This window comes from Sulfuricaulis sp., from assembly GCF_024653915.1.
Taxonomy (GTDB): domain Bacteria; phylum Pseudomonadota; class Gammaproteobacteria; order Acidiferrobacterales; family Sulfurifustaceae; genus Sulfuricaulis.
Genome location: NZ_JANLGY010000006.1, coordinates 141,446 through 167,933 on the forward strand (window position 1 = coordinate 141,446; position 26,488 = coordinate 167,933).

The 26,488-nt window shown below is 56.9% G+C and carries 31 protein-coding genes and 1 pseudogene; 22 read left to right on the top strand and 10 right to left on the bottom strand.

Translation table 11 applies throughout. The features are described 5' to 3' along the window. Positions 1 to 504 precede the first annotated feature (504 nt). The 4 genes from NUV55_RS04180 (at position 505) to NUV55_RS04195 (ending at position 2,462) form a co-directional block, all read left to right on the top strand. Positions 505 to 897: a VanZ family protein gene (locus NUV55_RS04180; RefSeq protein ID WP_296670660.1), complete on the top strand. Its 393-nt coding sequence runs from the start codon at positions 505 to 507 to the stop codon at positions 895 to 897. A gap of 18 nt (positions 898 to 915) precedes the next feature. After that, positions 916 to 1,467 carry a hypothetical protein gene (locus NUV55_RS04185; protein WP_296670662.1) on the top strand — a complete coding sequence of 184 codons (552 nt, stop codon included), beginning with the start codon at positions 916 to 918 and terminating at the stop codon, positions 1,465 to 1,467. A 21-nt stretch (positions 1,468 to 1,488) separates the two neighbouring features. Further along, the gene (locus tag NUV55_RS04190; RefSeq protein WP_296670663.1) at positions 1,489 to 1,743 is read left to right on the top strand and encodes a hypothetical protein; all 255 of its coding nucleotides are present in this window, start codon (positions 1,489 to 1,491) and stop codon (positions 1,741 to 1,743) included. A gap of 89 nt (positions 1,744 to 1,832) precedes the next feature. Beyond that, positions 1,833 to 2,462 (top strand): bifunctional 2-polyprenyl-6-hydroxyphenol methylase/3-demethylubiquinol 3-O-methyltransferase UbiG, encoded by a 630-nt coding sequence (locus tag NUV55_RS04195; protein ID WP_296670665.1) that lies wholly within the window; start codon positions 1,833 to 1,835, stop codon positions 2,460 to 2,462. A gap of 4 nt (positions 2,463 to 2,466) precedes the next feature. On the opposite strand, the gene NUV55_RS04200 is transcribed toward NUV55_RS04195, so the two are convergent. Continuing rightward, complete coding sequence (locus NUV55_RS04200) at positions 2,467 to 3,168, bottom strand: DUF169 domain-containing protein (protein ID WP_296670666.1); 702 nt, start codon at positions 3,166 to 3,168, stop codon at positions 2,467 to 2,469. Positions 3,169 to 3,521: 353 nt separating this feature from the next. Between NUV55_RS04200 and NUV55_RS04205 the strand changes: the two genes are divergently transcribed. The 4 genes from NUV55_RS04205 to NUV55_RS04220 all read left to right on the top strand — a co-directional run bounded on the left by NUV55_RS04205 (position 3,522) and on the right by NUV55_RS04220 (position 8,224). Further along, positions 3,522 to 4,493 carry a CoA ester lyase gene (locus NUV55_RS04205; protein WP_296670668.1) on the top strand — a complete coding sequence of 324 codons (972 nt, stop codon included), beginning with the start codon at positions 3,522 to 3,524 and terminating at the stop codon, positions 4,491 to 4,493. Next, the gene (gene sucC / locus NUV55_RS04210; RefSeq protein ID WP_296670670.1) at positions 4,490 to 5,680 is read left to right on the top strand and encodes an ADP-forming succinate--CoA ligase subunit beta; all 1,191 of its coding nucleotides are present in this window, start codon (positions 4,490 to 4,492) and stop codon (positions 5,678 to 5,680) included. The genes NUV55_RS04205 and sucC overlap by 4 nt, the downstream gene beginning before the upstream one ends. Then, on the top strand, positions 5,661 to 6,530 hold the full coding sequence (sucD, locus tag NUV55_RS04215; RefSeq protein WP_296670672.1) for a succinate--CoA ligase subunit alpha: 870 nt from the start codon (positions 5,661 to 5,663) through the stop codon (positions 6,528 to 6,530). The genes sucC and sucD overlap by 20 nt, the downstream gene beginning before the upstream one ends. Positions 6,531 to 6,664: 134 nt before the next feature. After that, positions 6,665 to 8,224: a hypothetical protein gene (locus NUV55_RS04220; RefSeq protein ID WP_296670674.1), complete on the top strand. Its 1,560-nt coding sequence runs from the start codon at positions 6,665 to 6,667 to the stop codon at positions 8,222 to 8,224. 191 nt (positions 8,225 to 8,415) lie between these two features. Here NUV55_RS04220 and NUV55_RS04225 read toward each other — a convergent pair whose 3' ends face one another. Both NUV55_RS04225 and NUV55_RS04230 read right to left on the bottom strand, forming a co-directional pair. Beyond that, positions 8,416 to 8,721 carry a HigA family addiction module antitoxin gene (locus NUV55_RS04225; RefSeq protein ID WP_367280342.1) on the bottom strand — a complete coding sequence of 102 codons (306 nt, stop codon included), beginning with the start codon at positions 8,719 to 8,721 and terminating at the stop codon, positions 8,416 to 8,418. Then, positions 8,718 to 8,996, bottom strand: coding sequence for a type II toxin-antitoxin system RelE/ParE family toxin (locus NUV55_RS04230; protein ID WP_296670675.1), 279 nt, complete (start codon positions 8,994 to 8,996; stop codon positions 8,718 to 8,720). Before NUV55_RS04230 ends, NUV55_RS04225 begins: the two co-directional genes overlap by 4 nt. A gap of 180 nt (positions 8,997 to 9,176) precedes the next feature. Between NUV55_RS04230 and recQ the strand changes: the two genes are divergently transcribed. Next, on the top strand, positions 9,177 to 11,033 hold the full coding sequence (gene recQ / locus NUV55_RS04235; RefSeq protein ID WP_296670677.1) for a DNA helicase RecQ: 1,857 nt from the start codon (positions 9,177 to 9,179) through the stop codon (positions 11,031 to 11,033). Between the two features lie 418 nt (positions 11,034 to 11,451). Here the strand turns inward: recQ and NUV55_RS04240 are convergent, their stop codons facing one another. The 3 genes from NUV55_RS04240 to NUV55_RS04250 form a co-directional block, all read right to left on the bottom strand. After that, the gene (locus tag NUV55_RS04240) at positions 11,452 to 12,309 is read right to left on the bottom strand and encodes an ice-binding family protein (protein WP_296670679.1); all 858 of its coding nucleotides are present in this window, start codon (positions 12,307 to 12,309) and stop codon (positions 11,452 to 11,454) included. Positions 12,310 to 12,586: 277 nt separating this feature from the next. Continuing rightward, positions 12,587 to 13,225, bottom strand: a complete 639-nt coding sequence (locus tag NUV55_RS04245) for an OmpA family protein (protein ID WP_296670681.1) — start codon at positions 13,223 to 13,225, stop codon at positions 12,587 to 12,589. A 128-nt stretch (positions 13,226 to 13,353) separates the two neighbouring features. Beyond that, a complete protein-coding gene (locus NUV55_RS04250; protein WP_296670682.1) occupies positions 13,354 to 13,701 on the bottom strand; it encodes a BON domain-containing protein in 348 nt (115 codons plus the stop codon). Between the two features lie 606 nt (positions 13,702 to 14,307). On the opposite strand from NUV55_RS04250, the gene NUV55_RS04255 reads away from it, so the two are divergent. The 11 genes from NUV55_RS04255 (at position 14,308) to pssA (ending at position 21,442) form a co-directional block, all read left to right on the top strand. Next, the gene (locus NUV55_RS04255) at positions 14,308 to 15,342 is read left to right on the top strand and encodes an AI-2E family transporter (protein WP_296670684.1); all 1,035 of its coding nucleotides are present in this window, start codon (positions 14,308 to 14,310) and stop codon (positions 15,340 to 15,342) included. A gap of 267 nt (positions 15,343 to 15,609) precedes the next feature. Beyond that, positions 15,610 to 16,278 carry a hypothetical protein gene (locus NUV55_RS04260; RefSeq protein ID WP_296670686.1) on the top strand — a complete coding sequence of 223 codons (669 nt, stop codon included), beginning with the start codon at positions 15,610 to 15,612 and terminating at the stop codon, positions 16,276 to 16,278. A 169-nt stretch (positions 16,279 to 16,447) separates the two neighbouring features. Then, a complete protein-coding gene (locus NUV55_RS04265) occupies positions 16,448 to 17,062 on the top strand; it encodes a hypothetical protein (RefSeq protein ID WP_296670687.1) in 615 nt (204 codons plus the stop codon). 148 nt (positions 17,063 to 17,210) lie between these two features. Continuing rightward, positions 17,211 to 17,429: a glycine zipper 2TM domain-containing protein gene (locus NUV55_RS04270; RefSeq protein ID WP_296670689.1), complete on the top strand. Its 219-nt coding sequence runs from the start codon at positions 17,211 to 17,213 to the stop codon at positions 17,427 to 17,429. A 153-nt stretch (positions 17,430 to 17,582) separates the two neighbouring features. Beyond that, positions 17,583 to 18,149: a ferritin-like domain-containing protein gene (locus NUV55_RS04275; protein ID WP_296670690.1), complete on the top strand. Its 567-nt coding sequence runs from the start codon at positions 17,583 to 17,585 to the stop codon at positions 18,147 to 18,149. Between the two features lie 100 nt (positions 18,150 to 18,249). Further along, a complete protein-coding gene (locus NUV55_RS04280) occupies positions 18,250 to 18,951 on the top strand; it encodes a superoxide dismutase (protein WP_296670692.1) in 702 nt (233 codons plus the stop codon). A 188-nt stretch (positions 18,952 to 19,139) separates the two neighbouring features. Further along, positions 19,140 to 19,631, top strand: a complete 492-nt coding sequence (locus NUV55_RS04285; protein WP_296670693.1) for a glycine zipper 2TM domain-containing protein — start codon at positions 19,140 to 19,142, stop codon at positions 19,629 to 19,631. 96 nt (positions 19,632 to 19,727) lie between these two features. Further along, positions 19,728 to 19,877 carry a lmo0937 family membrane protein gene (locus NUV55_RS04290; protein WP_296670695.1) on the top strand — a complete coding sequence of 50 codons (150 nt, stop codon included), beginning with the start codon at positions 19,728 to 19,730 and terminating at the stop codon, positions 19,875 to 19,877. 93 nt (positions 19,878 to 19,970) lie between these two features. Continuing rightward, entirely contained in the window at positions 19,971 to 20,132 is a 162-nt protein-coding gene (locus NUV55_RS04295; protein ID WP_296670696.1) for a hypothetical protein, read from the top strand. Between the two features lie 19 nt (positions 20,133 to 20,151). Next, a complete protein-coding gene (locus NUV55_RS04300; protein ID WP_296670698.1) occupies positions 20,152 to 20,355 on the top strand; it encodes a DUF3185 family protein in 204 nt (67 codons plus the stop codon). A 466-nt stretch (positions 20,356 to 20,821) separates the two neighbouring features. Then, complete coding sequence (gene pssA / locus NUV55_RS04305; RefSeq protein ID WP_367280348.1) at positions 20,822 to 21,442, top strand: CDP-diacylglycerol--serine O-phosphatidyltransferase; 621 nt, start codon at positions 20,822 to 20,824, stop codon at positions 21,440 to 21,442. Positions 21,443 to 22,020: 578 nt separating this feature from the next. On the opposite strand, the gene NUV55_RS04310 is transcribed toward pssA, so the two are convergent. Further along, entirely contained in the window at positions 22,021 to 22,776 is a 756-nt protein-coding gene (locus NUV55_RS04310; RefSeq protein WP_296670701.1) for a MipA/OmpV family protein, read from the bottom strand. A gap of 451 nt (positions 22,777 to 23,227) precedes the next feature. Here NUV55_RS04310 and NUV55_RS04315 point away from each other — a divergent pair, with 451 nt between their 5' ends. Next, positions 23,228 to 23,557, top strand: a complete 330-nt coding sequence (locus tag NUV55_RS04315; protein ID WP_296670703.1) for a BON domain-containing protein — start codon at positions 23,228 to 23,230, stop codon at positions 23,555 to 23,557. Here NUV55_RS04315 and NUV55_RS04320 read toward each other — a convergent pair. The 3 genes from NUV55_RS04320 to NUV55_RS04330 form a co-directional block, all read right to left on the bottom strand. Next, positions 23,541 to 24,032, bottom strand: a complete 492-nt coding sequence (locus NUV55_RS04320; protein ID WP_296670704.1) for a DUF5329 domain-containing protein — start codon at positions 24,030 to 24,032, stop codon at positions 23,541 to 23,543. The genes NUV55_RS04315 and NUV55_RS04320 overlap by 17 nt on opposite strands. A gap of 33 nt (positions 24,033 to 24,065) precedes the next feature. Next, positions 24,066 to 24,740, bottom strand: a complete 675-nt coding sequence (locus NUV55_RS04325) for a rhodanese-like domain-containing protein (RefSeq protein ID WP_296670706.1) — start codon at positions 24,738 to 24,740, stop codon at positions 24,066 to 24,068. 191 nt (positions 24,741 to 24,931) lie between these two features. Further along, the gene (locus NUV55_RS04330) at positions 24,932 to 25,120 is read right to left on the bottom strand and encodes a CsbD family protein (protein ID WP_296670707.1); all 189 of its coding nucleotides are present in this window, start codon (positions 25,118 to 25,120) and stop codon (positions 24,932 to 24,934) included. A gap of 931 nt (positions 25,121 to 26,051) precedes the next feature. Here NUV55_RS04330 and NUV55_RS04335 point away from each other — a divergent pair. Further along, positions 26,052 to 26,486 (top strand): annotated as a pseudogene (locus NUV55_RS04335) (catalase HPII); the annotation flags it as partial. Between the last annotated feature and the right edge of the window lie 2 nt (positions 26,487 to 26,488).

The following is a 26,488-nucleotide window of genomic DNA, read 5'->3' on the forward strand; positions in this document are numbered from 1 at the left end:
GTTGGTTAGAGCAGGGGACTCATCACAATGGTGCGCTCATATCGAAAGGTATGAGATGAACGGGATGAATTCAGGGAAACCGTAGCAACCCAGTTGCCGGCAACCCTGAGCCAAGCCGGGAGTACACTTCCGGAAGGTGCAGAGACTACCTGAGGGCTTAAGTGCCCTTAATCACAGGCATCGAGCGTCCCGCGCCCGAACGACTCATCTGGATGCTGGTGTGTCGAGGGCGATGAGATAGTCCACTCCTGCTGGAAACAGTGGGGCAGAGTGAATCCCTTGGTCCTAGGTTCGAGTCCTAGCGGGCCCACCATTTTGTTCGGCGTATCCCTGCGCCTCACCCGCGCTTCGCGCGGGTTGTGGGGTGTGTCGGTTAGCGCGTCCGGATCACGGTTCGCGCTGTTCAAAAAAGGTTCGAGCTTCGGTTAAGATGGTCCACCAATTTACTCACAGGATCTGTCATCGCAGGCGGATCTCCATTTTTAATATTAATCGATCTGCATCATGAATCTGCCAAGCAGAAAGATCGTGGTATTCCGGGCGATGCTGCTGACGGCGTTGATCGTGATCACGCATCTCGCCACGACATCGGAGCAATATCCGGTGGTCGAAGACATCAGCGACAAGGCCAATCATATTTTGGCGTTTTACGCGCTGGCCTTATTGCTCGATTTTTCGTTTCCGGACCTGAAATTCGGGCTTGCCAAGGTGTCGGTCTTGCTGGGTTACGGTTTGGCGATCGAATTCATCCAATATTTCCTGCCGTACCGCTCAGCCTCGTTGTTCGACGTGGCGGCCGATGCCGCCGGTCTGTTGGTATACTGGTTTTCCCTGCCTGTCTTGAGGCAGGTTCCCTGGATTCGGACGCGCTGGGATTTTGAAACTGATAAAAACTGAAAAGATTTCACACGACTAATGTTCGCCATACGCATTATTGGAATATTGTTGCTGCTCCTGACGGCGGGATGTGTCGGGGTCGAGCGCGCGCCTCAGCAAACCGGCGCGCTACCGGATGCGCCGGTGACAGCCAAGCCCCCGGTCAGCGAAAGTATCTCCAGAAATGAAGTCCCGGAGACCCAGGCCCCGGTAATTCCTCCTCCATCCCCAGCCGTGGCGCCACAGAAGAAACCGAGTGCCACGACCGCCTCCGTGAAGTCACCCGCGTCGGCACCGGCGCTGGACCTCACGGCGCTGGAAACGCGGCTCAAGGAAACCAAGGCCATCGGCGTGTTCACCAAGATTACGCTTAAGAACCAGGTTGATGACCTGCTGGAACAATTCCGGGGGTATTACCAGGGACGGGTCAAAACCACGCTTTCCGAGTTGCGGCCGCCGTATGACCGGCTGCTCCTCAAGGTGCTTTCGCTATGCCAGGACGGCGATCCGGAGCTGGCCCGCGCAATCGTGGCGTCGCGCGAAGCGATTTGGGGCATCCTGGCCGACCCGGCCAAGTTTGCCACTCTCTAATCTGAAAGCAGGAGAACAGCGATGAAAAAATATATCAAAGCTTGGGCCGTGATGATGGCGATAACGGCGTTTTTCACTGGACCGGCGCGGGCGGCGGAAGACACGGCGCTCCTCAAGGACATGACATCCGTGATTGCGCTCCTGGGCTTGCCTTGCGGCAAGGTCGTCAGCGCCACCAAGCAGGGTGACAATGACCATATCGTGTCCTGTCAGGATGGCAACCGCTACCGGGTATTTCTGAATGCCGAGGGCCGGGTCGTGGCGGAGAAAAAATAAGCGGCTGGCAATAATAATCTGCCATTGCTGCCATGTCCCCGTTCTTCATCCAACACGCTTTGTCGTTTGCCCGGCGGAATTGAGCCGACGTGAAACTGACCCCGCAAGAACTGAATAAAATTTCCGATCTGACGCTTGAGCACTACAACCGCAATGCCGAGGATTTTCACGAAGGCACGCACGATCACGACGTCAGTCAGAATATCGCCGCGCTGTTGCAATACATCGAGGGTGAAGCGCCGTTCACGATACTCGATTTCGGCTGTGGACCGGGGCGCGACCTCAAGGTGTTTACGGGGCTCGGTCACCTCGCGGTAGGTCTGGAAGGCGCCGCGCGCTTCGCCGAGATGGCGCAAGCCCACGGCAGCGGCGAGGTGTGGCGGCAGGATTTCCTCAAGCTCGAATTGCCGGACAAGCATTTCGATGGTGTTTTCGCCAACGCCTCGCTGTTTCATGTTCCCAGCCAGGAGCTGCCGCGCGTGTTGCGCGAATTACACGCCACGCTGAAACCGCGCGGCGTGCTGTTCAGCTCGAACCCGCACGGCCGTAACGAGGAGGGCTGGAACCGAGGTCGCTACGGCGCGTTTTACGATCTGGAAACGTGGCGCCGCTACCTGTCCGCCGCAGGCTTCGAGGAACTGACCCATTACTACCGCCCCACGGGCGTGCCGCGCGAACAGCAGCCGTGGCTGGCGAGTGTCTGGCGCCGTACGAGTTAGCCTGTCAGGCGAACGAGGCTTTTTGCTTGTCGTACACGCACTGCACGGCCGCGTTGGACTTCGCGGTCTGCTCTAGGCCGTGGCACAATCCTTCCAGCGCTTCGCCCGGCACCACGAGCAGCATGTAGCCGTCGGGAATTTCGGTGAAGGTGCGCATGCCGGCGCAGCCGAAGGACAACACCGTCTCGGCGTGATGGTAAGCCAGCGCGAGCGCGCCGCAGGCCGGCCGCCCGGTGGTGCGCAGGCCCTTGCCGGAGTTCCAGTGCGCGCTGCCCATGGCTTCCTGAATCAGCATCACTTGCCGGCCGTCGATCCACAGCAGCACGAGTTCCGGTGTCGTAGCCGCCGCGCTGAGCGGCGTGTAGTGCCAGGCCTTGTGCTCGGGCAGGCGCGGCAGCGCCGGCACTTCTTCGGGCAGGATGTAGGAAACGCCGGTCATGGTTTGCACCAGCGCGCCCAGCGCCTGCATGTCTTCGCCCGCCAGGGAAAATCCCATGACATGCGCGCCCACCTTGCAGTTCGTGTGCGACGCGGCATCGGCGGTGAAGCGCGTCGTCTCGGCGCGCCGCCAGAAGCTACACGCCGATGGCGCGGGCACAAGTCCCGTTGTAACAGATTCGGAATCGCTGGCGCCCGAGACACCCACGGGATCGTGAGCGAGCTGCAATATTTTTTTGAGTTGGCTGTGTTGTTCTGCCGGCGTCATGAATGGTTCCTTGTGTTGGTTGACCGTATCGTGATCCTTGAAATCCGCGCCAAGCTAATCGTTACCGGGGGAAGATTCAACGCCACACTTGATACGCGTTTACTCCGCGGCCTTGGCCTAGGGAGGAATTGACGATGGAGGCGGTCTGACTCCTGGATGTCGCTATAAATAGCTAAAAGTGCCTTAAAAATGGTTAAAAATGATGTGTTGATGCCACACCCCGGGAGTGACTTATAATCGCGCCTGATTCCAATTACCCACGGCGACAACCCCGCCAGATAACCGGGCAAATAAACGCTTATGGCCCCCTCAAGGGTCAGGCCACAAAAATTACCGACACAGGAAAAAACCTCATGCCCATTAAGGATCGTCTCCATCGAAGTGAGCTTGCTGTTCCCGGGAGCAATCCGCGCATGCTCGAGAAGGCGCCCACGCTCGGCGCCGATATCGTTTTCATGGACCTCGAGGACGCCGTGGCGCCGGCCGACAAGGAGCAGGCGCGCAAAAACGTCATCCACGCCCTGCTGCACCACGACTGGTCGCGTTGCGCCGTGTCCGTGCGCATCAACGCGCTCGATACGCATTTCTGTTACCGCGACATCGTCGATCTCGTGGAGCAGGCCGGCAAGCATCTCGACACGCTGCTGGTACCCAAGGTCAACACCCCCGAGGACATCTATTACGTCGCCACCATGCTGTCGCAGATCGAGGCCGCCAAGGGCCTCAAGCCCATCGGCATCCACGCGCTGATCGAAACCGCGCGCGGCATGGCCAACATCGAGGACATCGCCGCATCCTGCCCTGAACGCATGGAAGCGCTGGTCTTTGGCGTGGCTGACTTCGCCGCCTCGACCCAGGCGCGCGTCACGCACATGGGAGGCGCCAATACAGATTATGCCGTGCTCACGCACCCGGAGGGCGGCAAGCGCGAGCGCCACTGGAACGACCAATGGCATTACGCGCAGGCGCGCCTCGTGGTGGCCTGCCGCGCCTACGGCCTGCGCCCGATCGACGGGCCCTTCAGCGACATCCAGGACCCGGACGGTTTCCGCTCCGCGGCACGTTCGGCGGCGGCGCTCGGTATCGAAGGCAAGTGGGCCATCCATCCCTCGCAAATCGCGCTCGCGAACGAAGTCTTCACGCCCACCGAGGCCGAGGTCACGCGCGCCGAGCGGATTATTGCGGCCATGGCCGAGGCCTCCAAGAAAGGCTTGGGGGCGGTGACGCTCGACGGCCGCATGCTCGATGCCGCCTCGATCCGCCAGGCCGAGGTCGTCATGGAGAAGATGCTACGAATCAAAATGGGTCAGGAGCAGCCGGCATGAATATCCATGAATTCCAGGCGAAGGACTTGATGCGTCAATACGGCGTGCCGGTGCCCGCGGGCAGCGTGGCGCACAGCACGGAGCAGGCGGCCGCCGTGGCCGAAGAACTCGGCGTCAGCCGCTTCGTGGTCAAGGCACAGATTCACGCCGGCGGCCGCGGCAAGGGCGGCGGCGTGAAGATCGCCCACTCTGTTGACGAAGTGACCGCGGCCACCGATGCCATGATCGGCCGTCCGCTGATCACCGCCCAGACCAGCCCGCAGGGACAATTCGTGCGCCGCGTGCTGATCGAGCAGGCCGTCGATATCGCGCGCGAGGCCTATTTCGGCATGGTCATTGACCGCGCCAGCCAGCGCATTACCCTCATCGCCTGCGACGGCGGCGGCGTCGAGATCGAAGAGACGGCGCGCAACGAACCGGCGCGCATCCTGCGCGAAGTGGTGGACCCGGCGGTGGGCTTGCTCGACTTCCAGTGCCGCAAGGTTGCCACGCATCTGGGCTTGAGTGGCAAACAGCTGCCGGTCGCGGTGAAAATGATGAAAGCGCTGTACCGTTGTTTTCGCGACAACGACGCCGTGCTGATTGAAGTCAATCCGCTGGCGACCACTCTCGACGGCCGCCTGCTGGCGCTGGACGCGAAAATGCAGTTCGACGACAACGCCATCTACCGCCGGCCGCATATCAGCAACCTGCGCGATTTCGACGAGGAAGACCCCAAGGAAGTCGAGGCCGGCGCGCATGGCCTCAACTACATCGCGCTCGAAGGCAATGTCGGCTGCATCGTCAACGGCGCTGGGCTGGCCATGGCCACCATGGACGCCATCGCCCTGCACGACGGAAAGCCGGCGAATTTTCTCGACGTCGGTGGCGGCGCCTCGCCGGAGAAAGTCACCAACGCGTTTCGGATTGTGTTACTGGATAAAAACGTTAAAGCCGTGCTCGTCAACATCTTCGCCGGCATCAATCGCTGCGACTGGGTGGCCGAAGGCATCGTGCGGGCCATGCGCGAACTCAAGGTCAAAGTGCCGGTGGTGGTGCGCCTTGCCGGCACCAACGTGGAACAGGGGCGCGCGGTCCTGGCCCAGTCCGGTCTGAAATTTCTTACTGCCAACAATCTCGACGACGCCGCGGCCATGGCCGTGCGCGCCACCAGCGGAGCTACTGCCCATGAGCATATTCATAAATAAATCCTCGCGTGTCGTGATCCAGGGCCTGACCGGCCAGCACGGCAGTTTCCACGCCGAGGAATCCATCAAGATCGGCACCAATGTCGTGGCCGGCGTGACCCCCGGCAAGGGCGGCAGCAAGCATCTCGGCATCCCGCTGTTCGACACCGTGCACGAGGCGGTGGCGAAAACTCAAGCCGACGTCGCCGGCATTTTCGTGCCGCCGCCGTTTGCGGCCGACGCCATCATGGAAGCCATCGACACCGGCATCCGCACGATTGTCGTCGTCGCCGACGGCATCCCGGTGCAGGACATGGTGCGCGTCAAGCGTTATTCCGCCGGGCGCGACGTGGTCATCGTCGGCCCCAACACCCCGGGCCTGATCACGCCCAATGAATGCAAGGTCGGCATCATGCCGGCGCATATCTACAAACCCGGAAAGATCGGCGTGGTCTCGCGCTCCGGCACGCTCAATTACGAAGCGGTCGAGCAAATGGCCGAATACAAGCTGGGGCAGTCCACCTGCGTCGGCATCGGCGGCGATACCGTCACCGGGACGGATTTTCTCACCGTCATGCGCGCCTTCAAGGACGACCCCGATACCGAGGCGGTAGTGATGATCGGCGAGATCGGCGGTAGCCAGGAGATCGAGGCCGCCGCCTGGGCCAAGGAACATCTCGGCAAGCCGCTGGTTTGTTTCATTGCGGGGATCACCGCCCCGGCACGGCGACGCATGGGCCACGCCGGCGCTGTGATCGCCGGCCCAGACGACACCGCCTCCGCCAAAATGGAGCGGATTGAAGCGCTCGGTGCTTACGTTGTGCGTAACCCCTCAAAAATCGGCGAGGCCGTGCACCGGGCGGTGCAGTAGCGTCATCACACGATCTATCGAATAACTAGATTGACGGTGCGGGGTCTTGACACCATGATGGTGTAATAAAAGGCACCGTTTAGGGTGTTCAATTTTAGTTAGGCGACCTCGACGGCTCGCATGGAGGATTAACGATGACCGCGACTGAGAAGCTCACCAAACTGCGGCTCGCGATAAATGAAAACCTCCGCGTGCAACGTGGCGGAGCCGACCCGGTTCCCTATATTGACGTTGGCAACGTCCTGAACGACATCGGATCACGGCAAAATCACGCAGTCTTCGCTCGCCGAGGATGCGGAAAAACCCTCTTACTGCACCACTCCAGCCGACGACTCGATTCATCTATCAAGTCGGTTTATCTGAACTGCGAGGACTTCAAACGGCACTCGTTTCCGAATGTGTTGATCGAAATCCTAGACGCCTTGTTTGGAGAGCTGGAGAGCCACCTAACCGGCTGGTTCGGCAAGAAGAAGCAGTCGCAGATCCTCATCGGAGAAATCCGAAAGGAATTCGGTCAACTCCGCACCAGGGCGGATATGCAGGAACAGAATGTCCGTGAATCAGTTGCTCGCGAGCACAACGCGTCAGCCAACGTAGGAGCATCTGTTTCTTCCGCTCCGGCTTCGCTGCGCGCTGGCGCTGGCACGGCCGAGAAGATGAAGGCCGAGACCGAACGAACGTATCGAACCCTAGACAACAAGATTCGAGAGCTCGACACGAATCTCCCGAACCTGAAAGCACAGATCCGCAAGTTCTTTGAACTTTCAACAGCGGTCAAGGGCGTGTTCCTTCAGATCGACGATTTCTACCACCTGAATCGAGTCGATCAACCCCTGGTTATGGATTACATCCATCGTTTGTGTAAAGACCTCCCTCTCTATTTCAAAGTGGCCACTCTCAAGCACGCATCGACCTTGTTCGCAGACCGTGATGGTCAACCGATTGGTGCCCAGGAACGCCATGACTACCAGCCGATCAACATCGACTTCACCTTCAGCGATTTCCGAACGACTAGGGATCAGAATCTGAGGATCTTTCACGAGTTTGGAACTCTCGCCGGAATGACCGCGGCCGAATTCGATACCCTCTTTAAGGGGGAAGGGTTTGTGCGGCTCGTACTTGCTGGTGGTGGAGTGCCGCGTGATTGCCTGTCTATGTTCCTTGAGGTGTTAGAAGCGGTCCAGTCGGCTGGTGGCGATGGTCGCATTGGGAAAGACGAAATTCGAATTCTGAGTCGATCGAACTTCGAACGCCGAATCGAGGAACTAAAGCAAGATTCTGAGGGGCGCGAGCAAGACTCGTTGATTCGAGGAATTTATGTGCTCCGCAAGTTCTGCATCGACCGCCAGACAAACGTCTTCCTCGTCTCCGAACAGATGATGCAGCAGGAAGATCAGATTCGCGGACTGATCTATCGACTCCTTGACTATCGGATTATCCATAGCGCCGGCTCAGCTTTGACCCACAAGTCGCAGGCCGGGACATTTCAGGCCTTTGCAATCGATATTGGTTGTTATGCCCACATGAGAAAACTCCACGGACGCTTCACAGAGCTCGATCTCGCGGATTCCTCCGCGAAGGAAAGAATGCGATCTGCTCCAGTCCTCGACGCTGCACTTTTCGACGAGCTGTGGAGGGGCGCGCCCGCCAACACAGAGAGGGCCTTACTTGAGGAAGATGGGGAAACTGCCTAACAAGCCGATGAAGCCGAGGAAAGATGGGGTCAGCGAGGAAAGATGGGGTCAGGTCTTGCATTAACACATCGATCAAGTCGTCAGAGTTGTTGAAACCTTACGCGCTCACTCCCTGATGTACGGTATTTTCCCGGCGGCCAACACATCCTCGACGCGCCGCGCACTAAGCTTGCTGCATTACGGAACCAGACTCAGGCCGCGCGCCGCAACGGTTTAATCTTCCTGCGCGCTTTTTGTTCCGCCTGCCACAAATCGTAAGTGGCCTGCATCCGCAGCCACGACTCCGCCGATCCGCCCAGCGCGGCTGCCAATCGTAAAGCCATGTCCGCGCTGATTCCGGCCTTGCCGTTTAACACGCGCGACAAAGCCACGCGCGTTACGCCGATGTGCTTGGCGAACTTCGTCACCGTAATCCCGGTGTCGGCGAACACCCCATCTTTCAGTACCTCGCCGGGATGCGGGGGGTTGTGCATTCTATGCATGACATGTCTCCTCAATGGTAATCGCGATAATCCACGAGCACGGCGTCTTCGCCTTCGAAGGCGAAAGTCAGGCGCCAATTCTTGTCTACCCAGACCGCCCAATGACCATTCAGGTCGCCCTTGAGCGCGTGACACTTCCAGCCGGGCAGATTCATGTCGCTGGGCGTCTGCGCTCCATCGAGGCGCGCAAGCTGCAGACGCAAGCGCTGCGCGTGCGCCGGCTGGATTCCAGCTTTACTTCCCGTTCGAAAGAATCGCTCCAATCCTTTATGCCGGAAGCTCCTTAACATGTTGAAAGTGTATAGCGTAGGTATACAAGCGTCAACGCCCAGGATCGTAAGGCGGATTCGGCGCCCCGTGCTCATGGGGTGTCTTTGAAGACTATCAAGGCGTATCTTAAACAAGATTGACGGCGCGCTAAGAACTAGACACCATCCTCACTCCACATCAGCAAGCCCGACCGCCGCCGCATGCACGACCAACCCCTGAAGATTCTGCACAGCGTCTTCGGCTACGAACGCTTCCGCGCGCCGCAAGAAGAGGTGATCGGCACGCTCATGGCCGGTGGCGATGCGCTGGTGCTCATGCCCACCGGCGGCGGCAAGTCGCTGTGCTTCCAGATCCCGGCCATCGCCCGCGCCGGCACCGGCATCGTGGTGTCGCCGCTGATCGCGCTCATGCAGGATCAGGTGGCGGCGCTCACCCAGGCCGGGGTGCGCGCGGCGTTTCTCAATTCCACGCTTGATGCCAGCCAAGCGCGCGCGATCGAAGCCCAGCTGCTGCGCGGCGAGCTCGACCTGCTGTACGTCGCGCCCGAGCGCCTGTTGCTCGATCGCACCCTGGATTTGCTCGCCCACACGAAGCTCGCGCTGTTCGCCATCGACGAGGCGCACTGCGTCTCGCAGTGGGGCCACGACTTCCGTCCCGAATACATGGGGCTCAATGTGCTGCACGAGCGCTTCCCCGACGTGCCGCGTATCGCGCTCACCGCCACCGCCGACGAACCGACGCGCCGCGAAATCATCGCGCGCCTCAAGCTCGAAGATGCGCGCGTCTTTATCAGCAGCTTCGACCGCCCCAACATCCGCTATCGCATCAACCAGTCGGGCAACGGCCCCAGCGCCCGCGACCAACTGCTGCGCTTCATTCGCGACGAGCACGCCAACGACGCCGGCATCGTCTATTGCCTGTCGCGCAAGCGCGTGGACGAAATCGCCGCCTGGCTCGCCGCGCAGGGCCTGGCCGCGCTGCCATATCACGCCGGCCTCGGATCGGAGGTGCGCGCCGCCAACCAGTCGCGTTTCTTGAATGAGGAGGGCGTCATAATAGTTGCCACCATCGCCTTCGGTATGGGCATCGACAAACCGAACGTGCGCTTCGTCGCGCATCTCAACCTGCCGAAGAGCGTCGAGGCCTATTACCAGGAAACCGGCCGCGCCGGTCGCGACGGGTTGCCGGCCGACGCGTGGATGATCTATGGCCTGCAGGATGTCATCACCCTGCGCCAGATGCTCGAAGCCAGCGATTCCGACGATGCCCACAAGCGCGTCGAGCGCCACAAGCTCGACGCCATGCTCGGCCTGTGCGAACTCAGCACTTGCCGCCGCCAGGCGTTGCTCACTTACTTCAGCGAGACGCTGCCCAAACCCTGCGGCAACTGCGACACCTGTCTCGAACCACCCGAAGCCTGGGACGCCACCGTCCCCGCGCAAAAGGCGCTGTCGTGCGTGCACCGCACCGGGCAAAGATTCGGCGTGAATTATTTGATCGACGTGCTCCTCGGCAAGGACGACGACCGCATCAAGCGTTTCGGCCACGACCGGCTCACCACCTCCGGTATCGGCAAGGAGCTTGGCCAGCAAGAATGGCGCGGCGTCTTCCGCCAGCTCATCAGTCGCGGCCTGCTGGCCGTGGACCTTGAAGGCCACGGCGGCCTGCGCCTCACCGACTTGAGCCGCCCGGTGCTGCGCGGCGAAGCGCCCCTGATGCTGCGCCGCGACGCCAAACCCGAAAAGGCGAAAAAAACCAAGACCGCGCGCGCCGCGCGCCGCCCCTTCATCCAGGAATCCGACCGCCGCCTGTGGGAAGCCCTGCGCGCCCGCCGCCTCGAACTCGCGCGCAAACAGGGTGTCCCGCCCTACGTCGTCTTCCATGACGCCACGCTGGCGGAAATGGTCGAGCGTCGCCCCCAGACCTTGAGCGATCTCGCCCACATCTCCGGCGTCGGCGAGCGCAAGCTCGCGGCCTACGGCACGGACTTCATCGCGATTGTCCTGGCACATGGCGCAAGCGTCGGGGAAGCCGAAGCCGTCGGCAACGCCAACTAACGCCAGACGGCGGGGAGCAGATTTTAATAATCCGTACCAGAGAGGATTTAACGCTAATAGTCGAACTGACTAATATCTGAAACAATTCCACTGCATCATCGGGCCAGTGGTTGCTGAAACCTTAAATGCTCACGCCCTTCCACAACGGCATCACCACTACGCGCCGGCGTGCGCGGCACGAAAAATAAATCCGAGGTAATTTGAATCCTTCGGTAATGATTCCCGCTCGCCGCGCGATCCCTTTTGCGATTTCGTACATACGGCGATAAATTTCCCCCATCACGGCTATACCGGTTTCTCTATGCAGCACACAAAAAAAGACCGTCTCGCGACGGTCTTCTTATCTTGCTAGTACTGCCTATGTTTTAAGGGCTAAATGGTTGGCTCCTGTATTACAGCCATGATGCTCTTTCCGTTCTTATGGAACGGTAACGGTTGTCGCATCAAGAACAACCGCCGTCTGAGCCAGCAGCCTGCCGTTGATCGATGCGCTGTTCCCAAAAGTGATCCCTGTGGCGCCCAGTATGACTCCCTCAAAATGGGTGTTCGCTCCAATGGTCACAGCACCGGAGACCTGCCAGAAGATGTTCTGGGGCAGTACGCCACCGCTCAGGATAACGTTCTTGGCAGCAGCCATGTCGAGCGTGCCTGCCACCTTAAGGATAAAGACATCTGTTGCGGTGCCATTGAAAGTGAGATCCGTCGGTATGGTAACGTCGCTCCCCCATTCGTAAACGGTTGCACCACCGGGAATAGCGTTGAAGGTTAAACTGGTAAGCGTTCCACCACCCACGTTGGTCGTTGCAGCCGATGACGCTGTCCGTCCAGCGGCGTCGGTGTACGCGGCTTCCATGTTGAGTACGGCCGTACCGAGATTAGAAGGAGTCGGTACCTCGTAGTCGGCCGCGTATAATTTTCCGGGTGCGACCACTTGAGCGGATGTCGAATAGACATCCGAATTGTCGGGCGCCGCTGTTTCCGACCATCCCGTTAAGCCAACCCTGGCGGTTGGGCTCAATCCAACATTCCCGGTCACTACCGAGTTTGGAACGGTTGAGACGCCCGCTTTTGCCAGAATCGCATAATGGCCGGCTGCTCCAAGGGACACGTTGCCCGCTGCCGTACTGACGGTTCCCGTTGGGCCTTCGACGGCGCTTGGGCCACCAGACCCGCCACCACCACCATCGCCATTGTTACCGCATCCGGCCATCAAACCAGCTAGTGCTAACGCCAGCAACCAGCTCCGTGGTTTTGAATAATTTTCGAATCTGTTCATGTTCAACTCCTGTGTTGTACGATGCCGGAATAGGCATCGACTCGATGTAATCGGATCGATGAATTCGCAGTTCATCTTGCCCTGATTGAAATCGGGTCAATGGGCTGCGAAACCATCCATGATTGAATCACTTCTACTCCCTTCGTCCTTGGCGAACCGTGCGCTGTCGTACATAGGGCAACCTAATTCTGAGCCGCGAGCGACTATATGGCGGGAATTCTCACTGCGAAAAAAAAGCCCTGCATTGCAGAGCGTAAAGGGGATCATTGTTTTGAATCTATTGGGTGGTGCGCGTACTCGACACCTCGATATCTACGCGGCGATTCTCGGCACGGCCTTGCGCGGTCGCGTTATTGGCGAATGGTTGACGCTCGCCTTCGCCTACGGAGTCGATGTGACCACCATCAACGCCCTGGCTGATCAAGTAGGCTTTGACCGCCTCGGCGCGTCGCAGAGAAAGATCAATGTTATATTCAGTGCTGCCGACGCTATCAGTATGGCCTGTGGAAGTAATGAGTCCGAGTTCAGCCCCCGCCAGATTCAGTTTGCGGACAACTTCGTCCAGCGCTTCCTTGCCTTTCGGCTTGATTTCGGACTTGTCGAAATCGAACATCGCATCGGCGTCCATCGAGATCTTCTCGGTCACGGGAGCGGGAGCGACAGCGACAGGGGCCACCGGCACCGGTTCGGCAGGAGCCGCCGCCACCTTGGGCATTAAACCCGGATCACATTGGGCCGTGGCCAGCTCAGGCGTCCAGTGGCCGGTGCGTACACATTCGCCGTTTGAGCTCCTGACCATGTTATTACCCTGGTCTTTCCAATATCCTGCCTGGTCGGCATTTGCATCCATGGCCACCGCACCCAATACCAGCGCTGTCATCAGCGGCAGTGCTCGTTGTTTAAATGTCGTATTCATACATTTACCTCTCTCAAACTCAAGTTAGTGCGGCGCCGTAATCCAGGCTTCCGCTTTAATCACTTGATCCCGAAGAATCGCATGACACCTTTTGTTACACATAAATTCTGGCGGATTAAACATCGGCCCTACTTTTTGATGTTCATTTTATTTTCGACGTTTTTGACACCGTTCACAGAACGGGCGATTTCGATGACGCGCTCTATCTGCGCCTGATCCTCGACAAAACCGCTTAACTGCACGGTACCTTTATGCGTCTCGACCTGCGGATCCAACCCCTTCACCACCGGGTCCGCGAGCAACCCCGATTTGATTTTTGTGGTGATGATGCTGTCATCGATCGTCGTCCCCACGCTCACGTTTGGCGCTGAACCGGCCGTAGTTTCCTTGCGATTGTCGCAGCCGCCGACAAAAAAAACTGCGGCGGCGCTCAAGAGTGAAAGGTTTAGCAAAACCAGTTTGCGGTTAACTCTCATGCTGGTATATCTCCAGGCACTGAATCAGCAGATTCAGACAATTCAAGCCGTCCATGAACGTCGCCATTGTTCCTGATCCGCTTTCTGCCGGTCTGTACGGCTTCGCACATACAGCAATAGGTTCTCTGGCTAAGCTGCCGTAATAATCGTTAAGTCTTGTCAGAATATTCTCTAGCGGGTTTTATAAAAAAGATTTTCCGCGGATAGCGGTAAAACCAGCAGCAACATGAAATCCTGGCGCCCCTGACGATTCTCAAGATTTTATGCTCTCGGTGATTTTCAATACCTCGCAGCCGATACTCCAGGAGCAAGCGTGATTTGTAACTTTCTCGCATCACCAATCGTTATGCAGGCGCACGCCGCAAGCGGCGCGTTCTTCTGCGTCTGTCAGAGCGGGCTTCTTCTCTCACAAAAGACACATACGCGGGGCAGGTGTCGCATAGGTCGCGCCGGCTTCCCCGTGTTTTCATCATGACCGCCCCGCGTTTATCTGAAGTTGATACTGAGTCCAGGAGCAGTACTGAGACCACCGCTCCGGTCATAAAGACAACCACACAAAATCTGCCCCGTGGCTCGCGCAAGAACGTAGCGATCACTGTATTGGCGGTGTTGGCCCTCATTGCGGCGCTTTATCTCGCGCGCGCCTTCTTTGTGCCGTTGCTGATTGGAGTCCTCGGCAGCTACATGTTGCGCCCGGTGGTGGATTGGCTGAAGGCGCTGCACATACCGCGGTCTGTGGCGGCGGCGCTGGTTCTCATCGTGCTCGTCGGCAGCTTTTCCTGGATCGCCTATGCGTTGCGAGACCAGGCCACAACGATGATCGAGCAGCTTCCCGAGGCCGCCCAGAAGCTGCGGAAGACGTTGAACGACGCACGCGACGGTAGCCCGACAGCGTTGCAAAATATGCAAACAGCCGCCAATGAGATTCAAGGGGCTGCCACCGATGCCGGCTTGAAGCCGGGAGCGCGCGTAGTCGCGGCTCGCGAGCCCGAGCCTACCGCCTGGCTGCGCGACTACGCACTCGCGCAGTCAGCGCTGTTGATCGCAGTTATCGCTCAAACACCGATCGTGTTGCTACTCACCTATTTCCTGCTCGCCTCGGGACAGCACTTTCGGCGCAAGCTGGTGCAGTTCGTCGGGCCGAAGCACCAGAATGAGACCGTGAACATCCTCGAAGAGATCAACGTGCAGATTCAGCGCTACTTGCTCGTTACGTTCGTCTCGAACACCTTGATCGGCGTCTGTACCTGGCTGGCTTTTCGTGCGCTGGGAATGGAGCAGGCCGGTGTTTGGGGCTTCGCCGCTGGCGTGCTGCACTTTATACCTTACCTGGGCCCGGTGCTGATCGCGCTCGCCAGCGGTGTAGCCGCGTTTTTGCAATTCGGGTCGCCGCTCAATGCGCTCGCCGTCGCGGGTGTCTCGCTTCTGGTGGCGGTCGCGATAGGAATGGTCTTCATGACCTGGCTGCAGAGCCATTTTGCGCATATGAACGCCGCCGTGCTGTTCATCGCCTTGCTGTTTTTCGGCTGGATGTGGGGTGTATGGGGCCTGCTGCTCAGTGCGCCGCTGGTCACCATCGCCAAGGTGATTTGCGATCGTGTTGAATCGCTCAAACCGGTCGGTGATTTGTTAGGACGCTGACCTGACGACGAAGCAAGCGAACGCCAGCATGTAGCGCGTCTCGGCGATCGCGCGACGGTAAAATAATTCCTCGATACTTTCTGATTTCCCCTGAGCGTTTCCTGCATTAAAAAAATTCAATCTGTGTTCGTCAGCGCACTGAGACGTGTTGCATGTTCAGTTTAGATATCTGCGTCGCCGTCAAGTGGTCGTTTCCGCGCCTGGCGGCGTGAATGGAGCATCGCTGGGAAATGAAGATGGAAACATAACGTGCAGGATGAGGATGCAATGAATACACCAATCCGGGAAACAAGAGCCTCGCGACTAAAACAGTACAGTTTGTTTTTATGTTTGATGACCTTGGTAATGGCGCCAAGTCATGCTGCTACGGTGTCTTTTTATCTGAACGAGTCAAATCGTCTCGCCGATGGCGTTAATTACCTTTCGGTCAATCTTACTGAAAACCTGACGGGGGGTGTAGACGTTCTGGCTAAAACTTTAGGCCCTCTCAATGACCTGCAAAGCTGCGGATTTGGCATTCAAAAATTCGCCTTCAATTTCGATGACGGAACCATGGCCGATGTCACGGGTTTGCCGGATGGCTGGATGGTCAAAAGCGATCGTGGCATGAATGGGTTTGGGAGATTTGATACTGGTCTTTTAGGCTTGAAAAATGCACGTGCTGACACCTTGAGCTTCACGGTCAATGGCGTCGGCATTGATGACTTTGAATCTCTTTTTGCAGTAAAAGTCGGTGGCCTGGATTCCAGATTTGGCCCTTCGAGTGCATTTTTCGCTGGTTCTTTGGAAAATGGTTTCTCCAGTCCTGCCGCAGGTAATACTAACGTGAGTCTGGCTGCGGTGCCGGTGCCACCCGCAGTATGGTTACTGAGTTCCGGTCTCTTGGGACTTATTGGTGTGGCGCGGCGTGGAAACAAAATAACCGCTCCAGGGTAATAGGCGAGCGCCGGCGTGGGATCTTCACCATTGCCGGTTTTCAACACAGACTCTCTTTCACTATCGAAATGCGTATTTCGTGTGCCAACGTACATACACCGCAAGAATTTAATTATAGGGTTCACATCCATCCATCCATCATACAAACTTTTCTAAGGAAGAAATATTTATGAAAAAATTTACTATCACGGCAATTACCGTTGCAGTCGGTCTTACATTCAGCGCCGGCGCGATGGCGGGGACCATGTCAAAGAGCGATTACAAGACCGGCATGAACAGCATTGCGGCCGAGTACAAATCCGACAAGACCATCTGCGAATCATTGTCTGGTAACGCCGAGGATATATGCAAGGCCGAGGCCGAGGGAAAAGAAAAGGTCGCGAAGGCCGATCTCGAAGCCCGCAACAAGAACACCAACGAAGCCCGCTATGATGCGCTCGTCGCCAAAGCGGATGCCGATTACGCGGTCGCCAAGGAAAAGTGCGATGACCAGGCCGGCAACGTCAAGGATGTCTGCTTGAAGCAAGCGAAGGCCGCGGAGACCGCCGCCAAGGCCGACGCCAAATCGCAGATGAAGACCTCGAAGGCGGACAATAAAGCCAACAAGGAATCCGCCGAGGCGCGCAAAGAGGCGCGGGAAACATCCGCCGACGCGCGCCAGGATGCCGCCGCGGATAAACGCGGTGCCGACTACTCGGTAGCCAAGGAAAAATGTGACGCCCTCGCCGGTGGCGCCAAGGACGGCTGCATGAACGAGGCGAAACTGAAATACAGCCGCAAGTAAACATCCAATCCACCCGGCGCCAGACTGACTGACGCCGGGTGGAGTGTGCACAGAACGGTGGAATTGGCGGCATGCCCCGCCGCGCCGGATCTGCCGCACTCCAGGTGGATTTCCCTGTGAACAGATGTATGGCAAAGAGGCATTTCCAATGAAAACGATACATGTATTTTCAATCGGTGCGATTGTCGCCACATTAATGCTCGGCGGCTGTAGCACCATGTCGCCACAACAGAAGGATACGGCGATCGGCGCCGCCGTCGGTGGCGCGGCGGGCAATGTGCTCACGGGCGGCAGTGCCGCCGGAACGATCGGTGGAGCAGCCGTTGGCGGCATCGTGGGACACGAGACCAGCAAATCCAAGAAGTAAATGGATGAGTCAGGCGTCTGGCCTCCCGTTCCCATGACCGGATAAAAAAGTCCGCCGTGGCGTCCATTCCTGGGGGCACTGCGACAGTGAAGCATCGGCCACCGCTGCCGGCGGACATGCCCTGTTTACCACAACATGCCAAGGAGTAACTCTATGGAGCCGTCTACGCTGAAAAATTTGTCGAAGGAACAACCATTGTTGTCCGACATCCAGACCCTGCGCAAGGATGCGCGCCAGCACATCGAAGGCGGTGCTGTCACGTCGGGCTACGCGGCAGACCGCAAGACCGTGATCAAGCTGCTGAATGAAGCGCTGGCAACCGAGATCGTCTGTGTGCTGCGCTACAAACGCCACTACTTCATGGCCACCGGCATCCACGCCGAGCCCGTGGCGGCGGAATTTCTCGAGCATGCCAACGAGGAAATGCAGCACGCCAACCGCATCGCCGAGCGCATTGTGCAGCTCCGCGGCGAGCCGAACTTCTCCCCTGACGGATTGACTGCGCGCAGTCACGCGGAATACGTCGAGGGCGATTCACTCAAGGGAATGATCAAGGAAGACCTGGTCGCCGAACGCGTCGCCATTGAGAGTTATCGCGAGATGATCGCTTATATCGCTGAAAACGATCCGACCACACGTCGTATGCTCGAAGAAATCCTCGCCAGCGAAGAGGAGCATGCCGACGACCTGGCGTCGCTCCATGAGGGGTTGAAAGACTGAAGTTTTCGGTGGCCCGGCATCGCCGGTCCATGATCGTTCTTATACCCCGTCCCTCTGGGCGGGCCTCACACACCTTGGCGACTGTCAGGAGCAATTCACCATGATTCTGGAAACCAGAAAGTTGTCCACTTATCCATTTGTCCTGGAGCCACTGCCCTTCGCCTACGACGCGCTCGAGCCCTACATTGACGCGGCGACCGTGCAGCTTCATCACGGCCAGCATCACCAGGCATATATCACCCACCTGAATGCGGCACTCAAGGATTACCCCGAATTTCATGGCTTCAGCATCGAAGAACTGCTGCGGATGCGCAGCGAGATGCCCGTTGCGATCCGGCAGACGGTGCACGACCAGGGCGGCGGTCACCTCCATCATCAGTTATTGTGGAAGATGTTGAAACCCGGCGCTGCCGGGGCCGAGCCCGACGGCGCGCTGGCGATATCGATCGATCGCGACTTTGGCTCCTTCGATGCATTCAAGGCCAAGTTCGCTGAAACAGGCGTCAAGCATTTCGCCTCCGGCTGGGTATTTCTGGTGGTGAATCCGGCGGATGGAGAGCTGGAAGTGTTTGCCCGCCCCGACCATGACAACGTGCTGCTGGAAAGAAAGCCGGTTCTCCTCATCAACGATCTATGGGAACACGCCTATTACTTGAAATACCAAAGCCGGCGCGCCGACTACCTCAATGCTTTCTGGAACGTCGTCAACTGGAAGTATGTAAGTCAGCGACTGGCCGGCGTGCTGGCCGGCCAGTCGCAGCCCTGGCCGATGACTCAGAAATTCAGCCACTCAGTACGTTAACGCACTGAATGTTTTCAGGAGAGGAGGATAATCGCTCATAACGATGATCGGTCTTTGAAACCATGAACGAGTCAACTCCCGGTTTCGAAGCGATGCGGAAGCTTTCCTGACGCTGATCTCCGCCTCTTTCCTGCTTGGCATCGCTATCAGCGTTTCTCCGGGCTGTACTGCCCGAAAAGGCGGTCAATGTGAACACGCAAAATAAATCTTCGTACCTGCTGATGCGAGTCACCGGCGTCACCGCGATCCTGTTCAGTGTCGCCGGCATCATGGGATGCAATATGGATAACCCGGGCAATAACGCCGCGCCCACCAAGTCCTCGGCTTACTCATCCAGGACGAAATGCACCGATTGCGGCCGGATCGAGTCGGTACAGGAGGTCGTGACGCGTGGCGAAGGATCCGGTCTCGGTGCTGTCGGCGGGGCGGTCGTGGGCGGCGCTGTTGGTCACCAGGTTGGCTCCGGCCGGGGACAGGACCTCGCGACAGTGGCCGGTGCGGTGGGCGGTGCAGTCGCCGGCAACGAGATCGAGAAGCGGGCGAAATCGACCAAGAGTTATGCCATCACCGTCCGCCTTGACGACGGGTCGAGCCGCGTGTTCTACGAAGCCAGTCCGCCGACGTGGCGGCCGGGCGATCAGGTCAAAGTCACCAACGGGGCGATTCAGTCGAACCGGTGAAATCGGTGCTGGTGCGATGAAACGCAGTAATGGCTGTTAAGCGACGCCGCTGTTCTCATTGAACACAGCGTCACCACAAAGAAAAGGAGAATTGTCATGTTATACACGCTCGCTGTTGTTTTGGTCGTCCTGTGGCTCCTGGGGCTTGTCTCCTCCTACACCATGGGCGGTTTTATTCACATCCTGCTGGTACTCGCCATCGTGGTCGTGCTGCTCAATGTCATCGGCGGAAGAAGGGCCCTGTGACCCTCTCGCGGGACCGTGCATGAATATCAGGTAGCAGGAACGACGGCCGGTGCCTCCCTTCCCGCATGCCTTACACAGAGAAGGAGAAGTGTCATGTTGAAAATGAGTATTTTGATCGGCACACCGTCGGCGATCACATATCTGGCGTCGAACAATTCACAGCAGGCAGAGAATATTTTATATATTTTCGTGCTATCCATAGCGGCACTATTGGTGGCGATTTTGTCGCATATCAACGAAAAGTCCAGACCGTAACAATTAAGGAGATTTTCCGATGGACAAGACGATCTCGCTCGCCATTCTGGCCGCAGGAATACTGCTGGTCGTCTTCGGCATCAACGCATCGAATTCAATCAGTTCCGACATTTCCCGGGTTTTCACCGACGCACCGACCGACAAGGCGATATGGATGCTGGTCGGCGGCGTTGTCGTGACGATTATCGGCCTGGCGGGATTGCTGCGTGGTTCGAGAAATTAAGAAGTTCGGCCTGATTTTTCATCTACACCAGTAGTCTCTTGAATAACAGGTTATAACCGAAGAACGAGAGCCTGTCATGAGCGCGCCGTGCGCAAGACTGAAAGTCTTGGCCGGTAAGGCGCTGGTCGGAAAAGGATTATGTCTCAGCGTAATGCGTGCTATCCCGACATCAATGACACCCACCAGACAGTGACAACCCTGCCTGCTCTACACGTACTCCTTCGGAGAGGCCAGATTCGGCGCACTCGCATGGCGCGCCGCTGACGAACTCTCAGTAGATCAACCCATCCGCGACGCATCGCAGGCCGGCGAGCCCAAACGTTAGTACAGCCACCGCGTCACGCGAATATTTCTAAGCCAGAGAGGTTACTCCGATGAATCAGACCGATGCGGTCTTAATCCAATGGATACTCGGTCATGAGAGTCCGATGGTATCGCATACATGAAACAAGCAGGATCCAACGCCATGAAACAAGGGGCGCATCTCTCGATGATCCGCAGCTTCCATCTCGCGGACTGGCTTACGTTGGGGAATGCAAGCTGCGGCGTCGGCGCGCTGTTCTCCGTGATGACCTATTTGCAGACCCCGGATGTGCGGCACCTGTTGTTTGCCTGCGCCTTGGTGGCGCTGGCGTTTGTATTCGATATCCTCGATGGCCGCGTCGCGCGTTGGCGTCAGCAAACCTCGGCACTGGGACAAGAGCTGGATTCCCTGGCTGATGTGATCTCCTTCGGCGTCGCGCCGGCGGCCATCGCCTATGGAATCGGCATGGACGGTCTTTGGGATCGCGTGATTCTGCTTTACTTCGTGGCGTGCGGTGTGAGCCGTCTTGCCCGCTACAACGTTACCGCCGCAACCCTGTCGCAAGGAAGCGACAAGGTAAAATATTTCGAGGGCACACCGATCCCCAGCTCACTGCTGCTTGTCATCGTCATCGCCATTGCCGCCGGGTACGGTGCGATCGGGAATAATCTCTGGCTGGGAATGATCCACATTGGTCCGTGGCAACTTCACCCGCTGGTGTTGATGTTCGCGGTTTCCGGCACATTGATGATCAGCCGGACACTGCACATTCCGAAACTCTGATATCTTTGCTGTCTCGATTCATCCCGTGACATCAACCCGGCTGGAACCCCGTCAAACCTTGTTGATATGCCCGTTCTCATCACCGAGGGCGTATTCCGCGCCAAGAAAATGCGTGGAGGAAGAGGCAGCGAGAGGCTGACGAACCCAGAGTAGTGTTCAGCCTAGCAGGCTGCTGAAAAAGTCATTTCCTTCTCCCTCCGGGAGAAGGTCAGGATGAGGGGGACCTTAAAACAAGTGCTTAAGGAAACTCTGATTAAGGGATTTTTTCACGCGAAGCCGCGAAGGACGCGAAGAAAACCCCTGACGATTCAAACAGAAAGAATTTCGCGAGCTTCGCGTCTTCGCGTGAGAAATGCATTTCAGGAACTTTTTCAGAGCTTCCTCAGCGTAATGCGTGCTATCCCGACATCAATGACACCCACCAGACAGTGACAACCCTCAGCCTGCTCTACACATACTCCTTCGGAGAGACCAGATTCGGCGCACTCGCATGGCACGCTGCTGACAAACCCTGAGCAAGGACTCAGGGCTGTACCCGCAGGCGTCTTGGAGACGACCTGCGCCTATCGGCGGGCGCTTCAAAAACAATAAGCGAGGCCTGCGCTCACATAGTAATTCGATCCGCGCTCTACAAGCGGACTGCGCGCGGCGTCACTGTGCAGGCGTCGCGATTCCATGCTGCCGACCATAACCCAATCCTGGTTCAGGTCGACCGACCAGAGCAATCCGAAACTTGCAAACAACAACCCGCTTCCGGCATTGAACGCCGGTAATCCCGTGGCGGCGGACTGCTGCGGTGAAATGCCGTAGAAAGATCCAGCCGACTTCGCATTCGCCCACGTCGCTTGTGTAAATACCCCTGCCGTAACACGACCGCCGCGGTAGACCCCGGCGCTAAGTCGGAGGTCCATCTGGGCGCCCAGGTCGGAGTCGGTGTGCTGCCGCGTGCGTGCGAGCAGTGTGATCGGCATGGGATCGAAATTGTGATCCCATTCCACTTGCAAGCCGATTGAAGCTCCAGGATTGATGTCCGAAACGTTGTGGTCCTTGAGGAAACCGGATTCACTTGTCTTGCGCCCTGGTTCGTAGGCCAGTTGCGCGCCGGCATGGAGCCCTGGCGCAATCGCCACCCGGACGCCTCCCTCAAGCACGCCCTGGGTCGAGCGCACAAACCAGGGCTGCCCGAAGTATCGGACAACCGGGACCAACTCTATGTGTTGCGCTGCCGAACCATCGTATGCCGGTCGCGTGCGCAGACCGGGGCCCAGCAGGGGATCATTGGAAAGCTCGGCCAAAGCGGCCAGCGGGACAGTTAAACCGAAAGCGAATGTCACGGACCGGATCAGGGCAGGGGACGATCGAAATACAGATAGGTCAGTATTCATAGGAAGATGGATTAAGAATCGAAGCGTTGCAAACAGAAGCTGCCTGCAGTGTCTCGAAGCATTCATGATGCGCTGATAATCCGGATTGTTCAGTACGCCACCGCACAGTATGCGATCAGGCCGTATTGTCTGTGTGCTGGCACGACGTAGCGTGCTGCCAGCCGACAATACGAGATGAAATGATAAAATCCTCAAATGGGTCGTGTTCGATACGGGTGCACGTCGCCTGGTCCAGCGCGATCATTTCCGCTTTGCAGCTACATGCAACACGCCCCTTAGTTCGCCATATCAGGAATACCCCCGATTATTCCGCCTTGCGCTATGTGCGACAGCGAACGGATGCCCTTTAAAGATTGTTGGATAGTCCATGCTCTCTTTACCCTAAAGATAAGGACAAATCATGAAAACCAAACTCGCGACAACCTGTTTCATCATCAGTACCTTGTTGGTTCCCGTTGCGGCCTATGCCGAGGATAAAGACGCGGACCGTATGCATCCCATGACATACGTCAAAGACTCTGCCATAACAGCCAAGATCAAGGCCAAGTTGGCTGGCGAAAAGATGCGCAGTCTGGCGCATGTTAGTGTCGACACCGACAGCAACGGCCAGGTGTATTTAAGCGGAAACGTGAGAACTCAAGCCGATGCAGACAAAGCAGTTGTCATTGCGCACAACACCGAAGGCGTGAATACCGTCACGAGCAAACTGAAGATCAAGAAGGATGATTAAGGCTGGTCAATAGCAGGTACTCAGCTGATTCGGATGCGTCAAACGCGTAGCTCATACCTGCGCGATCCGGCCCCGGTTCCACAGAATCGAGGCCGGTTTTTTCTTTAAACGTTCGAAAACGCGCAAGTTCTTCATACAGCCATTGGTTACTGGTAACCGTTGCGCCGCCATTGCACCTAACCTTATACGGTTGGCCGCTAAAACTGCTTTTCGTTGCAGCCATTTCAATAAAGTCCTCGGCAGTATGGATCAGATTTCTTGCCGCCAGGTATTTGTATTTGTCGCGCAAATGCTCTTGCGCCGCTTTCGAGTCGCGCCACGTGCCATTGCGATAAAACTCACAGGCGGACCCATCGATATAACCAAGCAGAAAATTAACCTCGATTTGCACATTTGTCGGGGGCTCCGCACGCGCCATTGGCGCCAGCGAAAGTCCCAGCATCAGTACCGCACTTAATGTCAATCGTAAGTTCATAGTTCAATTTGCGGTGGCAATAGTGGCGGTAACTTACTCCGTGGACCTGGTTTGTTCGATCTCCGGTTTGACCGTGGTCAGCCCCAGGTTTTCCCAATCCTGCATGCCGCCGCGATACCAGAGGATTTTGTGCGCCGGGTAACCGATTTTCAGCAAGTCCCTGATATTGGTCGGCGACTGTCCGCACCACGAGCCGTTGCAGAACATCACCAGCGTTTTGGCGCCGTCGAAATTCCAGAAGCCATCCTGCCGCTTGACGTTTAGTTGTTTCTCCAGGATTTCCTGCACACCAGTCGAGCCGGACTTGCCAATGTCGAGCTTGTCCCACGGAATATTTATCGTCCCGGGAATAGTTCCCTTTTCCACCCAGTCGGGTGTGCGCGAATCGACTACCATGACCGATGCATCGCCGTCATATAGCTTCCTGAGAAACTGCAACACTTCCAGTTCACCGATGGTTTTCACGCCCGGCGCCAGCTCACCGGGTTGAATGCAGAACGGCGGACATTTGCGCGAAGTCCTGGCGAAATCCGGATTGACCGTGTTGTTCTGATTCTGATGGCGCATGATGGTGACCTTCCGACCACGATGCATCACGTTCACCGACGCCAGAGCGGCGGTAATGTTCACCTCCAAAGCCGGCGACGCGCCCGACTCAATCAACCCGGGCGGCAAAGCGGTTAAAACAGGCTGTTGGCTGTTTTTCATGTGCTACTTCTCCTAGAGTTAACAACAGGTGTTAATGCTCGACATCGATGCGCACAACCACAGCTGTGGAAAAATGAAATTGTAATCGCCCGCACCCAGCTACATGGATGCACGAATCCAAGGATGGTTGAGACGGAACAATGCGCTGTGGTGCGGCTAGCGTCCCAGCATCTCAATTGCGGTAAACGTTACTACCACTGACCTTTAGCGAGATTTTTGATGTTTAGATTGGTATCGCCAACTGATTTTTGTACCTTGCCTTCAATCTGTTTTGCAATGCCTTTGGCTTGCTGCTTGTCGCTGCCTATTGCTTTGCCAACTTTTTGTTGCACTTTACCGGCAGCGTTTTTCAACGTGCCCTTCACTTGATCTTTGTTCATGATAAGTCTCCTCTCGATGAATTAATAATTGCATTATTTAATAAAAAACTACGGCGTACCCATCAGCGTTGATTACAATTGCGTTCATATTTAGGAATTACTTATTGAGAGAATTGATAATCTCACTCATTCCTGCGAACAGTCTGTTCGCTGGCGCTCACAAGTTGGAGCATTCAGGGTCTTACGCCATTATCTGCATACCGGCCAATGCATCTGTCATATCGGCGATGAGCGCGAGGTTCAAAGTTCCGGCCAGGACGCCTCGTTTTTCGTCGGCGCATTGCGCCTGCCCAATCGCCGCGAATTACGCAGTTTGCTGAGTCTGATACCGTTGAATTTCCTGGAATGGGCCGGAGCCACGGCTGTACCACTTAACTCTTTAATCCCAGGCCGGTAGCTCAAAACTGAATGGATATTGGCAGGATATATACCTGGTTTATTGCGTTCTTCAGTTTCGCCCCTTGGTAGCTATCGTGCCCATTCAGACAGCGATTCCACTTTCCCACTGTTCAGATTCAAGGAACCACTTCTTAATGTTACTTAGCGCACAGAGATGGAAATCGGGAGGTTCTATTGTGTGTTAACCGGCTGTATTGATAACCATAATTAAACATTAAAAATTATCTAAAGCATTGTGGGTGCAAGTCTACATAAAACCATATTATTTTAATGTTGCGCTTGTATGTTATTACTCGCATGCCAGCTAGCGCATTTTCATATTTATTTTATAAAAATCAGACGGTAAGCAATCGCATTTTTTAAAAGGAGAAACCTGATGGGAAAATATCTGATTGGCTGGCTGCTGGGTGTCCCTGTAATCGTTTTAGTGATTATTTATATCGTTTTTAACTGACGATCTGTTAACGAAACCGGATAACGACCATTCAGCAACAGAAATGCAAATTGCTTGGTCCGGGATCCCTTTGCAGGAATCGGCATCTTGATCGCGGACGGTTCAGACGGCGCTGTCATCAAGAAGATTAAAAAAGCCGCCACCGATGCGGGCGCCAGCGTGAAGATCGTTGCCCCCAAAGTGGGTGGCGCGAAGCTTGGCGATGGCTCGATGCTGGCGGCGGACGGACAACTGGCTGGTACGCCTTCGGTGCTCTTCGACGCCGTCGCCGTTATCCTTTCCGAGGCAGGCGCCAAGGCACTGTCGATGGAAGGCGCCGCGATTGATTTCGTGCGTGATGCTTTCGGTCATCTCAAGGCCATCGCCGCCGACCCAGGCGGCCAGGCGCTTTTGAAAATAGCCCATGTCGGACAAGACGCGGGCGTCGTGGATGCCAACGACAAAGACGCATTTATTGCCGCGGCAAAGACACGCCAATGGGATCGGGAAAAGTCTGTTCGAATATTGGCATAGAC

Excerpts from the sequence above, each read along its gene's own strand:
- NUV55_RS04250 (WP_296670682.1), bottom strand. The coding sequence starts at position 13,701 with ATGAGAGTTAACCGCAAACTGGTTTTGCTAAACCTTTCACTCTTGAGC.
- NUV55_RS04260 (WP_296670686.1), top strand. The coding sequence starts at position 15,610 with ATGAATACACCAATCCGGGAAACAAGAGCCTCGCGACTAAAACAGTAC.
- NUV55_RS04205 (WP_296670668.1), top strand. The coding sequence starts at position 3,522 with ATGCCCATTAAGGATCGTCTCCATCGAAGTGAGCTTGCTGTTCCCGGG.
- NUV55_RS04330 (WP_296670707.1), bottom strand. The coding sequence starts at position 25,120 with ATGAACAAAGATCAAGTGAAGGGCACGTTGAAAAACGCTGCCGGTAAA.
- NUV55_RS04190 (WP_296670663.1), top strand. The coding sequence starts at position 1,489 with ATGAAAAAATATATCAAAGCTTGGGCCGTGATGATGGCGATAACGGCG.
- NUV55_RS04265 (WP_296670687.1), top strand. The coding sequence starts at position 16,448 with ATGAAAAAATTTACTATCACGGCAATTACCGTTGCAGTCGGTCTTACA.
- sucD (WP_296670672.1), top strand. The coding sequence starts at position 5,661 with ATGAGCATATTCATAAATAAATCCTCGCGTGTCGTGATCCAGGGCCTG.
- NUV55_RS04185 (WP_296670662.1), top strand. The coding sequence starts at position 916 with ATGTTCGCCATACGCATTATTGGAATATTGTTGCTGCTCCTGACGGCG.
- NUV55_RS04240 (WP_296670679.1), bottom strand. The coding sequence starts at position 12,309 with ATGAACAGATTCGAAAATTATTCAAAACCACGGAGCTGGTTGCTGGCG.
- NUV55_RS04220 (WP_296670674.1), top strand. The coding sequence starts at position 6,665 with ATGACCGCGACTGAGAAGCTCACCAAACTGCGGCTCGCGATAAATGAA.
- NUV55_RS04320 (WP_296670704.1), bottom strand. The coding sequence starts at position 24,032 with ATGAACTTACGATTGACATTAAGTGCGGTACTGATGCTGGGACTTTCG.
- sucC (WP_296670670.1), top strand. The coding sequence starts at position 4,490 with ATGAATATCCATGAATTCCAGGCGAAGGACTTGATGCGTCAATACGGC.
- NUV55_RS04270 (WP_296670689.1), top strand. The coding sequence starts at position 17,211 with ATGAAAACGATACATGTATTTTCAATCGGTGCGATTGTCGCCACATTA.
- NUV55_RS04300 (WP_296670698.1), top strand. The coding sequence starts at position 20,152 with ATGGACAAGACGATCTCGCTCGCCATTCTGGCCGCAGGAATACTGCTG.
- NUV55_RS04180 (WP_296670660.1), top strand. The coding sequence starts at position 505 with ATGAATCTGCCAAGCAGAAAGATCGTGGTATTCCGGGCGATGCTGCTG.
- NUV55_RS04200 (WP_296670666.1), bottom strand. The coding sequence starts at position 3,168 with ATGACGCCGGCAGAACAACACAGCCAACTCAAAAAAATATTGCAGCTC.
- pssA (WP_367280348.1), top strand. The coding sequence starts at position 20,822 with ATGAAACAAGGGGCGCATCTCTCGATGATCCGCAGCTTCCATCTCGCG.
- NUV55_RS04290 (WP_296670695.1), top strand. The coding sequence starts at position 19,728 with ATGTTATACACGCTCGCTGTTGTTTTGGTCGTCCTGTGGCTCCTGGGG.
- NUV55_RS04280 (WP_296670692.1), top strand. The coding sequence starts at position 18,250 with ATGATTCTGGAAACCAGAAAGTTGTCCACTTATCCATTTGTCCTGGAG.
- NUV55_RS04245 (WP_296670681.1), bottom strand. The coding sequence starts at position 13,225 with ATGAATACGACATTTAAACAACGAGCACTGCCGCTGATGACAGCGCTG.
- recQ (WP_296670677.1), top strand. The coding sequence starts at position 9,177 with ATGCACGACCAACCCCTGAAGATTCTGCACAGCGTCTTCGGCTACGAA.
- NUV55_RS04315 (WP_296670703.1), top strand. The coding sequence starts at position 23,228 with ATGAAAACCAAACTCGCGACAACCTGTTTCATCATCAGTACCTTGTTG.
- NUV55_RS04295 (WP_296670696.1), top strand. The coding sequence starts at position 19,971 with ATGTTGAAAATGAGTATTTTGATCGGCACACCGTCGGCGATCACATAT.
- NUV55_RS04325 (WP_296670706.1), bottom strand. The coding sequence starts at position 24,740 with ATGAAAAACAGCCAACAGCCTGTTTTAACCGCTTTGCCGCCCGGGTTG.
- NUV55_RS04230 (WP_296670675.1), bottom strand. The coding sequence starts at position 8,996 with ATGTTAAGGAGCTTCCGGCATAAAGGATTGGAGCGATTCTTTCGAACG.
- NUV55_RS04275 (WP_296670690.1), top strand. The coding sequence starts at position 17,583 with ATGGAGCCGTCTACGCTGAAAAATTTGTCGAAGGAACAACCATTGTTG.